The following is a 12,242-nucleotide window of genomic DNA, read 5'->3' as shown; positions in this document are numbered from 1 at the left end:
CTCCGTTTTGCTCCCTTCTGCGCTTTGCCTCCGGGGCTTTCAGTGCTATGCTTGTGGCATCGTGTTTCAGCCCAAGGGAGAGCGCAACGATTTGTCTGACAATCGGCGCACGCTTTCCCCATTCCGAAGACCCGGAGCGGAACAAGAGGAGTCGCACGCATGCCCGATGGATATACAGCTATCTTTGCTCTCCTTGCCCTTGTGGCAATTGTCACCTTTTTCCTGGTCAGGGTGAGCAAATCCAGGGAATTGCTTGATGAAGAAGGGAATGACCACAAGATGGGGCTTTTCGGACGGTTCCATCGCCAGGACGATTTTTTTGTGGTCGATGCAACCGGTAAGACCATTCTCATGCAGGCGGCTGCCCAGGGTTTTGAGGAAGGGATCGATCATGTCCTGGTCAAGGCCACTGTCGAAGCGGTCAACTCTGCCACGGATGACGGCACCACCGCGCTCCACTGCGCCATCGCCCCAGGCAATCCGGCCATTGTTTCCAGATTGTTGGATTTTGGCGCTCAGCCGAATGTAGCCGACCATGACGGCAGGACGCCGCTCTGGCTTGCGGTTCACAAGGAGGATGCGCGGATCGCTGCTCTTCTTCTTGATTACAAGGCGGATCCGAATTGTCGGGTGGGGAAAAACCGGTTGACCCCGCTCATGGCGGCGGCCAAAAATGGGCGGATTGAGGTCGTCAATCTGCTTCTTGATCGGGGCGCGGACCTCAGGCTTGTTTCGGAAGATGGCCGAACCGCGGCCCAATTCGCCAGGGAAAATTTCAAGGTGAATATGGGTGATCAGGTCGCGCACAACCAGAAACTTGCCGCAATGGTATTGCGGCTTGAAGCCGGTCTAAAAACCCGGGCCTGAGTGGCTTCCTGCCGGTCAGATACTTCAGCGTTACAAGGACGGGCCTCTCTTTTCGTGAAGCTTCTGTATGGTTTATTCTTATTAGAGCAAAAAAACTTGCTCCTCTTCTTTGTTAATTTTTCTGGTAAGTTGCCAACTGGCTCTGGAGAGCCGAACGGGGCAATGTGCTGATTCGTATCGCATCATTATTGTTATTGTAACTTTTTTGTATTGTTAGCCTTGCGGGCAAGGTGTCAGGGCTATTTTCGCTTGACAAAGATTAAGCTTTTTCTTATTTAGGAAATGAACTTTTTAATTACATTCTTAATCTTACGCAGTTGGCATCGGCAGGGGGGCCTCCGGTGGGTACTATGATGAAAATTGCGATCCATGGTCCGAAGGGTAGTGAGGATGAAAGAAAACAAGAATCGGAAATATTGGCAGATTGCTCTTGCTCCTCTTGTGCCCCTTGTGGTGATCGGTGGATATTTCTGGCCGTATCTCGGCTACATAGCGATCGCCATGCTGCTGCTCATGCTGACTCTTGCCCTATTCCGTGGCCGGTATTATTGCGGGTGGTTCTGCGCCATGGGTTCTTTCCATGAGCGGGCTCTCTCCTTGGTCAGCCGAAAAAAAAAGATGCTGCCGGTTTTCAAGGCGCAATGGTTCAGGTGGATTGTCTTTGTGCTTATGATGGGCCTGCTGACCTCGCGGCTGATGCTGTCCGGTGGAGATCCGGAAAAGATTGGGGCGACCTTTGTCATGATGTGGAGCATCGCCACCGGGCTGGCTATCGGGATCGGTCTTGTTTGGAAACCGCGCTCCTGGTGCAGTATCTGTCCCATGGGTATGCTACAGGGACTTATCGGGCCGCGGGTTTACCGACTACAGATTGGAGACGGCTGTCGCGAGTGTGGTTTGTGCGAGAAGGTCTGCCCCATCGAGACCAATCCAAGTAGTATGCGGAGCATGGGAAGGGTAAAAAGTGCCGATTGCATGCGCTGCGGCAACTGTGTGGTGAATTGTCCCGGCAAGGCTCTTTTTTTTACGGGGCAACGTTAGGCGTCCTGCGTAAATAAACCGTCGAGCCCCGATCTAAAAATATTTTTGTTGTCTTCTTGAAAAATGCCGAATCGCCATACCAGGCGGTTCGGCATTTTTGTGTCTGATGCGGGGAAGGTTCGACCGTTTCCCTATTGAAAACAGGAGGTCTAGCCCTGCAACAGACTCAAGACGTTTTGTTTGTTCATGTTCTTGGCCTGGGCCAAGGCAAAGGATTTCGCTTCGGTCAGAACCTTCATGGCGGTGAAGTTGATGGTCTCTTCCGCCAGGTCCACATCGGCGGTGGTCGAGGCGGCGGAAAGCAGATTGCTGCCGGTGGTGGCCAAGTTGTTGATGGTGGAGGTAAGCTGTTGCTGGGTGGAGCCGATGTCGGCCCGGGAGGCATCGATCTGCCCCAGTGCCGCATCGGCAATCTTGATGGCGGTCTGGGCGCTTTCCTGGCTCAGGACATTGACCTCGGAGAGCATGCCCAGGTTTGGGCTGCCGAGTTTATCCGCTGCTGCCGAGGGGATGGACAGTTTGCTGGTTTCGCCGCTGTTTGCGCCCGTTTGCACCTCTTTGCCGACGAAGGTGCCGGAGAGCAGCTGTTGTCCGTTGTAGGTTGTCTCTTGGGCGATTTTGTCGAGTTGAGCCAGTGAGTTGTTGATGTCGCTCTGGAGAGCCTGACGAGTTTCCTGAGTTTGGCTGGCGTTTGCGGCTTGCATTGCTTTTTCGCGGATGTATTGCACCAGGGCCGTTGACTGTCCCAGGGCGCTGTCCGCCACCTGGGCCATGGATATGGCATCGTTGGCATTGCGCAACGCCTGCCCCGTTCCCCGCGCCTGACTGAGCAGGCTGTCGGCGATGGTCATTCCGGCGGCATCGTCTGCCGCCTTGTTGATGCGCCGCCCGGAAGCGATTTTTTCCAGGGATGAAGCGAGATTTTTTTGGCTGTTCCCCAGTTGGCTTAAGGCTAAAGAGCTGCTGTTATTATTGATCGTGATAGCCATGGCATGCCTCCTTGTATACCCTATACTATGCGGATGTGCCGCCGGAAGTCAAGAGGGCGGGAATATCCGTGAACTTGAGGAGATGCGCGTTGCCCGTCCTGTCAGCCGCGCCGAGAGGCTGGTGCCGGGTGAAAAAATAGGCTTTAGTCTCCCTCGACTTCCATTGGCTGATCTGTCTCGGATTCTGACGGGAGTTCCTTTTTTTCCTGCAGCATCTGCTTCTTTTCTTCTTTCTTCTTTTTCTTTGCCAGCTCTCGTTGCCGTTTTTCGTATTGATAGTTCGGCTTTGCCATGTTGTTACCTTTTTTGGTAGAGGGTTGATCTGCACTGATTATTTAAGGGTTTACCGCCCGGAGAAAGATTCGCAGGGGGGCGGGGTAGCCTTCCACGGTCAGGGCCGGGTTGCGTGGGTCGAGAAAATCCTCGTAGGATTCAAAGGTCATCCAGGCTGTTTTGTGTTGTTCCTCGCTGCTCATGGGGTGGCTGCAAAAGATCTCCACCTCGGCAAAGCCGGTGCGGATAAGCCAGTTGCGCAGGCAACTGGCCGTGGGCACGAAATAGGTGCCCGGCACCTTGGCGTAACGCTCCTCCGGGAAAAGGGCCACCGGCTCTTCGCCCGGGATGGCCTGGGATTCTATAATCAAAATCCCGCCGGGCTGCATGGCCGCCCGGATTTCCCGCAGCATCTCCACCGGCGAGATGCGATGGTAGATGATACCCATCAGAAACACCACGTCAAAACTGGATGGAAAGAGAGTAATATCTTCCACCCCCATCAACTCGATGAACAGCTCGTCGGCTCCGGCCAGGTGGCGGAGAGTCTTGAAACAGTAATAATGCTGGAGAAAGGGCTCCAAGCCGACAACGCAGCGCGGCTTCTGTGGCAGCATGCGAAACATGTAGTAGCCGTTGTTGCAGCCAATATCGGCCACGACCTTGTCGGTGAGGTCGGGCAGGGCGGGGAGCAACCGGTTCCACTTGCGCCAGCTCTGCCACTCCGCATCGATTTCAACCCCGAATACCTTGAAAGGTCCTTTACGCCAGGGCATGAAACCCCGCATGGCCTCATGCACCAGGCACCGGTCCGCTTCGCTTAATTCATCGGCTAAGCCGATGGTCACCGCATCTTGGCTGAAATCGGTGAACTGCGCCTGCAGATGGTGCAAGGCCTCATAGGGCTCGCGAAAGCGCAGGAAACCCTTCTTGGGCTGGGCCAGCCGGCTAGCCGTCTCTGCCCGGCGGGTGCGGATGGCATCCTTGTTAGCGGTTTTCAGCAGGTCAAGATAATCGCGCATATCCGAATCTACGGCGACCGCTATTTGCCGGAAGGCACTTTGATCTTCTTGTCCTCTTTCAGCTCTTTGTTCTCGCGGAAGAGCAGGAAGGTTTTGCCGATGATCTGGGCGATCCGGCTTTTGGATTTTTGGGCCAGCAGTTCGGCGGCCTCAACCCTGGCGTAGGGGCAGCCGTCCTGGAGCTTGACCTTGACCAGTTCGTGCGCAGCCAGCACTTCTTCCAGCGCGGCGGTGAGATTGTCGGTAACGCCATCCTTGCCGATCATGACCAGGGGGGAAAGGTGGTGCCCCAAGCCGCGCAGGTGGCGGGCCTCTTTGCCCGTAAGATACAATTTTTTGCTCATGTTTTTATCCTAAACCGTTGTAATTAAGATACTATCGTCGCCCTGAGATCAGGGGCGGCATAAGGAGCGGTAACGAACAGCTCAATAGTGGAGAGGTTGTTTCGTAACAGCTCCTAAAAAAGGTTGGAGATAATTTTGGAGCCGCCGACCCACATGCCGGCAACAGCCCCGATGCTCGGCAGCACAAAGGCCAGAAAAAGTCGCAACAGACGGTTGCGCCACCAGCCACGGACGCTTGCCATGTCCTGAAGGACGGTTTCAAATTCAATAACCAGCGGCGGCTGGACCATGACCTGAATAAAGGCCGTGACATGTCCCACGCCGAGCACGGGCAACAGGGTGGTGATGGGCGCTCCGACAAAGGCGCCGAGAATGGTGAAGGGATGGGCCAGCGCTAAAACGGCCCCCAGGGCGGCGGGAAGGCCGGTGGCCAGAATCCAGAAGAGCAGATTGTCGCCGGCCACTGTCGCGCCTTTGGTGAAGGCGATCGCGACCAGGGCGAGCACGATGACGGCGGGGATAGCCCAGCCAACCACCTTCCAGACCGGGGAAACGGGCGGGATTATGTTGATGGCTTCCATCTGGTCGCTGCGGTCCTCGCCAAGCGCTTCCTTGATTCCGGCCACATGGCCGGCCCCCACCACGGCCACCAGTTTTTTGCCCTTGGCTCCCTTGATTTTTTCCGCCAGATAGGTGTCCCGTTCGTCGATGAGTACCCGTTTGAGCTCGGGCATGGCCTGACCCAGTTCAGTCAGCAGTTCGGAAAGAACGTCGGTCTCTTTCAGCTCCCGCAGCTTGTCCTCGGTAATCTCGGTTTCTTCAAACATGCTGGTGAGAATGCTGGCCAGCAGATAGTTTTTGCGCCAGAACGAGGTGGATTGCCAGGCCCGGCGCAGGGTGACCCGCACATCCCGGTCGCAGAGCGCCACGGGAATGCCGTATTTTTCCGCTTCCTGCACGGCCTCCAGCAGTTCGGTGCCCGGCTTGACTCCCATCTGGTCGCCCAGCCTTTTCTGATAAGAGGCCAGGACCATGTTGATCAGCAAGGTAGAGAGCTGTTTTTTGCGGATGATCTCCCGCAGGTCAAGAAGCTCCCAGGTTTTGCGTTTGGCCAGGGCCTCGTAGCGCTTCTCGTCAAGCTCCACGCAGACGCAGTCCGGTTTTTCCTCGGCAATAACCTGGCGGACCAGGTCCACGGACTCCTTGGAGATATGGGCCGTGCCGATCAAAAAGATTTCCCGATTACCCATCTTAAGGCGATGGACATCCGGGGGATAATTGGGGGCGGAAGCCGCCGTGGGTTCAGTCATTTTTTTTGGTCACATTAGAAGCGGTATTGCAGCCCGGCGGTAACAAGATGGGCTGCGGAGTTGTCGAAAGTGCCACTTGGGTTCGGGGCCGCATTGGCAACAGTGCGGCTTTCCTTGTCGTCAAAGAGATAGGCTGCACCAATCTGAAGTTTCTCGTTGACTTGGTATCGCGCGCCGATGGAGTAGATTTTTGCATCGGAATCAGGTAGCTCAAAGCCCAGGGTCTGATCCGGAATCGGGGTCTTGTCGATGGCGAATCCGGCCATGACGGTCCATTGAGTGTTGAGTTTATGGGTTAGGCCGAAGCGGAAGGCATCGGAGTTGGACCAGTTTTTGGCCTTTGGGGTGTCAAATACGGCGGTTAAGATAGGATGTAGAGTGGTGTTATAATTAAAGTCCAGCTGATCGTACGCATTCCAAAAGGTCTTGTCATAGGCGAACTCGGCAGTGGTTTTGCCGCTGTTGCAGGTATAGGCGGCTGCCAAAGTTAGTACCGCAGGGGCGGGGACTGATACGGCTGCGAAGTTATCATATAATGGAGTTCCGTTCAGGGAAAGTTTGGCATTACCCTCAATGTCCAGATCAATTTTGGAACGATAGGTGGCGGCCAGGGAGAGGTTGTCCACAGGCCGGAAGGTGGCGGCCAGGTTGTAACCGTACTCGGTGGTGTCGCCGTCCATGTCTCGCGCAACGATGGCGCCGACGTTTCCGTTGCTCTTCACCACTCCTTCGGCATAGAGAACCCGCACCCCGCCGCCAATGGAGAGCCTGTCACTTATTTTATAAGAAACAGTGGGGTTGAGTTCGTAGGTTTTCAGGGTAAACTCCTCTGCGGTTGTCTTCGGAAAGGAGTTGTCCCAACGTTTTGAAAGCCCATACGGGGCCACCACGGAAAGACCAAAACGGAAGTTATTGTATTCCGGGGAAACGACATGCAGGTTGGGCATGGCGAAATCTTCCGTTTTGGAGCCGCTGCTGTAACCGGGGCGGGTATCCGTATATTCTATGCTGGAAAGATTGATCCAGGTGAGGCTCGCTTCGGTCTGCCACTTGTCTTCAAGCCAGCTCATGTTGGCCGGATTGTAATAGCTCGCATCCGCAGCCGGAGTGTTGGCGGCATACGCGCCACTCAGAGCTGTCGAATTGACGGATTGTTCCGGTATCCGATAGCCCGAGGCAAAGGCGGGGCCTGCGGCCAGTATCCCGCTCAGGGCGACAACAGCGATTTTCTTTTTCATCTCCTCTCCTTTTTTTATGGTCATCGGGTCAGGGGGTACTGGTGTAGAGATAGCGTTTTATTTTGTGGGTCGCGGTCTTGGTGAACGGTTCGCGGTGTTCGTTTGTTTGGGCAAGCTGCGCATACTGGGGCAGCTGCTGATTCACCTGCTTTTTGATCTCTGCGAGAATATCGGCAATATAGTCCAGCTGCCGGGATTGGTCCTTGCCCCGGGTTTCCGCGTCGATCAGCTCGTAATCGAGATAGATCAAAGCTTCCAGGCGATTGTTGCGTTCGCGCACCAACGATTCCACCACATGCTGGAAGGCGTTGATCTTCTCCTCGATGGTCTCGGGGTAGATGTTCTCGCCGTTGGAAAGGACAATCACGCTTTTGGAGCGGCCCTTGATAACAAGATTGCCCTGCGGGTCCAGAAAGCCGAGATCGCCGGTGGCCAGCCAGCCGTCCGGGTCGAGGACTTCCGCGGTTGCCTCGGGATTGCCTCGGTACCCCTGCATCACATTGGGGCCCCGGACCAGGATTTCGCCCCAACCCGTTTCAGGGGCCGGCTTGCTGATCCGGACTTCTACATCCCGTACTGGTTTGCCGGCCGAACCCAGGGCGATGGTCGGGTCGCCGCATGGCCCGGCACTGACCAAGGGCGAGGCTTCGGTCAGGCCGTAGCCGACTAGGTAGGGAAACCCGGATTCGGCCAGGAATCGTTCCACCTCGATGTTGAGGGGGGCGCCCCCGATGGCGAGCAGTTTCAACTTGCCCCCGAAAAATATCTGTAATTTTCGGCCGATTTTTTGCAGAATTTTTCGGCGGACCAGGGGCAGCTTCATGGCCGTCCGCATGAGAACATTGGCGGTGATGACAGGGAGAACCTTCTTTTTGTAGATCTTTTCCATGACCATGGGCACCATGCACATGATGGTGGGTTGTTCCTGCCGGCAGATTCGCTCAAGGACGGTGGGGGTTGGGGTTTTGCCTGCATAGATAATGTGGGAGCCCGTGGCCAGCGGCACCAGGAAGCTGGTACTGAACTCGTAGGCATGGGACATGGGCAGGACGGAAAGAAAGGTCCAGCCCTGCACCGGCTCATCGGGAAAGATGGACAGGGTGGCCCGGACATTGCTGATAAAGTTTTTATGACTCAGCATCACTGCCTTGGCGTGGCCCGAGGTGCCGGAGGTATAGATGATCGAGGCGGTGTCGTCCGGGTCGGCCAGATCCGCGGCCAGGGCTTTTTTCTTTTCCGGGAGATCCCTGGCAGTGATGAGAAATTTACTGAAAGGTGTGGTGGGCACGAGATTGTTCTGATCAGCCGTGTCATCCAGGGTGATTACGGTCTTGAGTCTGTTGCCGGGAAGCTCATAGAGTTTTTCCAGCTGGCGCTGGGTGGTGAAAATAATCTTTGCCCCGGCCTCGTTCAGGATGTGCTTGACGTCGGCCTCCGGAAAATCGGGGAGAATCGGCACGGCGATCGCCCCCAGGCGGACGATGCCGAAATAGGCCATGCCCCACTGCGGGGAGTTGTCGGCGAGAATCGCCACCCGGTCGCCTTTTTTTATACCGCGCTCCTTGAGCAGGGCCGCGACTTCCAGAGATTTTTGGTGGAACTCCCCATAGCGCATGGGCGGCTGAAAGGCGAAACCCACCGCGGGCCGGTCTCCGAAGGAGTGGGCGCTTTCCTCCAAGAGCAGGGGCAAGGTTGTGATGGTGGTTGAGATCATAATTGTTGCATAGCGATTAATTTTTGGTGTAAGCGCAAAAAAAAGCCGCGATTACAACGATTGGCAATCGGTAACTCTTTGGTTTCGGAGTCTCGCGGGCTCGCTTACCTGTGTCGCGGACCTGCGCCGATGGGTCCAGGCCCATCCGCTGACTGCTTTCCTTTTTTACGAGACCGTCAATTTTTCCAGAGCCTGGTACAGGCACTGAATTTCCACAGGCTTGGTCAGATACTCGTTCATGCCGGCTTCAAGGCATTTTTCCCGGTCGCCCTTGATGGCGTTAGCGGTGAGGGCGATAATGGGCAGGTCAAGCCGCAACGTCTGGCGGATGACCCTGGTTGCGGTCAGACCGTCCATTTCCGGCATCATGACATCCATTAATACTGCGTCATAGGTTTTGTCTTGCAAGGCGTTGAGCGCCTCCTGACCGTTGCCCGCTATATCAACCAGAATGCCAACTCTTGTCAAGAGTTGACTTGCCACCATCTGGTTTACCGGGTCGTCCTCGACCACAAGTACCCGTTTGCCGGCCAGGGTCTTGAACTGTTTTCTGTCGCTTTCCATCGCAGGCGAAAAAGGGGGGGCTGTTGTGGTTGTTGTCCCCAGGCAGGCGCCAATGGCTTCGTAGAGGTAGGATTGCTTGATCGGTTTGTTCAGGAGGATGACCCCCGGGCAGTTTTTCATGCCTTCAGCGGCGGTTTCTATGTCGAGCGGAGTGAGAATAATCACCGGAATTGCAGGGGTGTCCGGCTGGTTGGCGTGGCGCTCTTTCAGGAAAAGGGGCAGGTCGAGTCCGGCCAGGGAGCTGTCGAGAACAAGAAGTGCATGGTCCCCGATCATGGGGGCAATAGGCAGGGGCGAGCCGTCTTTTGCCGGAAGCGAAAGGGGCTCGGCCCTGCAACCGAAATCGGAGAGCATCTCCAGCAAGGTTTCCCGCAGGGCCGGATGATCTGTCGCCACCAGAACTCTGGCCCCGGCGACCGAGGCAGGAAGAGCGAGGGGCTGTTGTTTCTCCGGAGGTTGCAGTTGCACCCGGATGGTGAAACGGAAGGTGCTGCCCTTGCCCGGCTCGCTTTCGGCGCTGATTTCTCCGCCCATCAGGGTGACCAGCTGCCTGCTGATGGCAAGACCAAGGCCGGTTCCCCCGTAAAGCCTGGAGGTTGAGCTGTCTGCCTGGGTGTATTCGCTGAAGAGCTGCCTGATCTGGTCATGGTTGATCCCGTTGCCGGTATCCCGCACGGAAAAATGCAGCACAGCCTGGTCGTCGTTTTGCTTTTCACAGTGCGCCGTGATGGCGACCTCGCCTTTTTCCGTAAATTTGATGGCGTTGTTTACAAGGTTGATCAGAATCTGCCGCAGGCGGAGGGAGTCGCCCATCATGGCGCAGGGCGGGTTGCCCTCCACGTTGAGCAGTAATTCAAGACCTTTGTCCGTGGCTTGCTTGCCGAACAGGTCCGCAAGGCTCTCCACGGTTTCCCGCAGATCAAAATTGGCGCACTCGAGATCAAGGCGGCCGGCTTCGATCTTTGAGAAATCAAGGATGTCGTTGATCAGGGCCAGCAGCGCCTTGCCGGAGTCTTGGATAATGGTGAGGTACTGTTGCAGCTTTGTTGTTTCCGCCATTTTCACCGCCATGTTCGCCATGCCGAGAATGGCGTTCATCGGGGTACGAATCTCATGGCTCATGGAGGCGAGAAATTGGGATTTCGCCTTGCTGGCCGCTTCTGCCCGTGCTTCCGCTTTTTGCCGGTTTTTGGCTTCCCTGGCAAGGTTCTCATTGACCCGGCTTAGGTCTGCCGTGCGTTCTTCAACTAGGAGTTCCAGCGAATCTTTAAATTGTTCCAGGTCCCGGAATGATTTTTCCAACTTGCCGTGTGCCTCTTCGAGCTGTCGGGCATAGACGGTTTGCATCTGCTCCTTGTCCTGTTTCATGAGTTGGAACCGGTCAGCAAGTCCCATGGACAAGAGAATGACCTCCCAGGCTGAGCCGAGCTGGATGCCCCAGTGGGTAATGAAGATGTGGGGCAGGACGCCAAAGGTTTTCAGGGCATACACCGTTACTCCCAGCATGGAAACAGACCAGGCCAGGAAATAATAACGGGCAGGGCGGTAGCCTTTGATCATGCAGATAAAGCCTGCAACGATCAGGGCAACCACGGTCAGGCTCATCAGGGTCGCGAGGCGGATGCTCAGATGGTAGCCGACAAAAAAGGTCAGAACGGCGCCAATTACGGAGAGGGCGAGGCCTGCGCGGAGAATGGTGTCAATTCGGGGAACATTTTTTGCCGTATCGAGGATGTTTCGAGTGAATTGGGTAGCGAAGATGTAGGCGAGAAAAATAAACAAGGGTGTGCAGTTATTGGCCCACCAAATCTGGTTGGGCCAGAAGTACTGGAAAGCCATGCCATTGACGCTCAATTGGAACAGCATATAGGTGAAGACAAAAAGGACGTAGTAGAGATAGGTACTGTCCTTGAGGCCAAGATAGATGAAAAAGTTATAGATCATCATGACCAGCAGGATGCCGTAATAGATGCCCAGCAGCGTCTGCTCCCTGGTGATTTCCTCGGCCAGGCAGGCGGGCGAATGCAGTACGAGCGGTAGGTTCAGGGAGCTTGTCGTCTCACAGCGGAGGAACAGGGTTTTCTCTTCGCCCGCTGCAAGCCTGATCGGGAAAATGTTGTTCTTGTGCTGGATGGTTCTCTGTTTGAAAGGGAAGCTGTCGCCTGCCTTGAGAACGGTGAAGGTGCCTGTGTCGGTTGGGGTATATAAATCGAGGTGATCAAGAAGCGGGTATTTTATTTCAAGAAAGTATTCTACGGACCTGGGAAGGCTGTTGTTCACGGTAAAACGAGCCCAGACAGACGAAGTGGTAAAGCCGAAGCTGGGGGTGTCGGCGGTTGAGGGGGTAAACCGGGCCTCATTTTGCTTTGAAACGATGTCGGTGATCGTCAGGTTTCCGGTCGGATCTTCAAGAAGCTCAAGGTGTTTCGTCAGGGGATATGAGCCTTTTCCCGGGGTAATAACCACCGGGACAGGCATGGCCCGGGCAACTGTCGGGGCCGCCAGGAGACAAAAAAGCGCGAAGCATCGGAGGCAGCGTCCCATCATTGATCCGGTGCGCATGAACCCACCCAGCGTGTGCATGACAGCATGATTATTGACCTTGTGTTTTTTGGGTCCAAAAGCGAGAATAAAGAATATATTCAGTATAAACATGAAAAATAAGGCAAAAACAATACTTTTGTCGAGTTTTATCAGCTGGTTAATAAGGGCAGTTTTTCCCAGGTACCAGTAGGGAATGAGGAGGCGGCGGGAAAGATGTGGGGGCTGGTAAATAATTTTTAGCGGCTTGTGCCACATAGTGGTATATTTTGTATGTAAAAATGTGGGGTATAGTTCAAGATAGCCGGGCTTGGTGGGCAGGTTGATGTAACAATTGCA

The 12,242-nt window shown here is 55.2% G+C and carries 10 protein-coding genes; 2 read left to right on the top strand and 8 right to left on the bottom strand.

What is annotated here, in order from left to right; all coding sequences use genetic code 11:
* Window positions 1-159 precede the first annotated feature (159 nt).
* Together ACZ46D_RS06725 and ACZ46D_RS06720 are read left to right on the top strand one after the other, a co-directional pair.
* The gene (locus tag ACZ46D_RS06725) at window positions 160-867 is read left to right on the top strand and encodes an ankyrin repeat domain-containing protein (RefSeq protein WP_464926687.1); all 708 of its coding nucleotides are present in this window, start codon (window positions 160-162) and stop codon (window positions 865-867) included.
* Between the two features lie 390 nt (window positions 868-1,257).
* On the top strand, window positions 1,258-1,908 hold the full coding sequence (locus tag ACZ46D_RS06720) for a 4Fe-4S binding protein (RefSeq protein ID WP_464926686.1): 651 nt from the start codon (window positions 1,258-1,260) through the stop codon (window positions 1,906-1,908).
* Between the two features lie 149 nt (window positions 1,909-2,057).
* Here the strand turns inward: ACZ46D_RS06720 and ACZ46D_RS06715 are convergent, their stop codons facing one another.
* The 8 genes from ACZ46D_RS06715 to ACZ46D_RS06680 all read right to left on the bottom strand — a co-directional run bounded on the left by ACZ46D_RS06715 (window position 2,058) and on the right by ACZ46D_RS06680 (window position 11,924).
* Entirely contained in the window at window positions 2,058-2,897 is an 840-nt protein-coding gene (locus ACZ46D_RS06715) for a flagellin N-terminal helical domain-containing protein (RefSeq protein ID WP_464926685.1), read from the bottom strand.
* A gap of 143 nt (window positions 2,898-3,040) precedes the next feature.
* Entirely contained in the window at window positions 3,041-3,190 is a 150-nt protein-coding gene (locus ACZ46D_RS06710) for a hypothetical protein (protein ID WP_464926684.1), read from the bottom strand.
* 42 nt (window positions 3,191-3,232) lie between these two features.
* A complete protein-coding gene (cmoB, locus tag ACZ46D_RS06705) occupies window positions 3,233-4,192 on the bottom strand; it encodes a tRNA 5-methoxyuridine(34)/uridine 5-oxyacetic acid(34) synthase CmoB (RefSeq protein ID WP_464926683.1) in 960 nt (319 codons plus the stop codon).
* 20 nt (window positions 4,193-4,212) lie between these two features.
* Window positions 4,213-4,536, bottom strand: coding sequence for a ribosome assembly RNA-binding protein YhbY (gene yhbY, locus ACZ46D_RS06700; protein ID WP_464926682.1), 324 nt, complete (start codon window positions 4,534-4,536; stop codon window positions 4,213-4,215).
* A gap of 113 nt (window positions 4,537-4,649) precedes the next feature.
* Window positions 4,650-5,846 (bottom strand): TraB/GumN family protein, encoded by a 1,197-nt coding sequence (locus tag ACZ46D_RS06695; RefSeq protein WP_464926681.1) that lies wholly within the window; start codon window positions 5,844-5,846, stop codon window positions 4,650-4,652.
* A gap of 14 nt (window positions 5,847-5,860) precedes the next feature.
* Complete coding sequence (locus ACZ46D_RS06690) at window positions 5,861-7,084, bottom strand: OmpP1/FadL family transporter (protein WP_464926680.1); 1,224 nt, start codon at window positions 7,082-7,084, stop codon at window positions 5,861-5,863.
* 28 nt (window positions 7,085-7,112) lie between these two features.
* Window positions 7,113-8,798, bottom strand: coding sequence for an AMP-binding protein (locus tag ACZ46D_RS06685; RefSeq protein WP_464926679.1), 1,686 nt, complete (start codon window positions 8,796-8,798; stop codon window positions 7,113-7,115).
* A 165-nt stretch (window positions 8,799-8,963) separates the two neighbouring features.
* Window positions 8,964-11,924 carry a 7TM diverse intracellular signaling domain-containing protein gene (locus ACZ46D_RS06680; RefSeq protein ID WP_464926678.1) on the bottom strand — a complete coding sequence of 987 codons (2,961 nt, stop codon included), beginning with the start codon at window positions 11,922-11,924 and terminating at the stop codon, window positions 8,964-8,966.
* Window positions 11,925-12,242 lie beyond the last annotated feature (318 nt).

The organism is Thiovibrio sp. Mzg5, from assembly GCF_055379285.1.
Note: the sequence above shows the minus strand (reverse complement) of the source record. Positions and strands in the feature narration are given on the sequence as shown.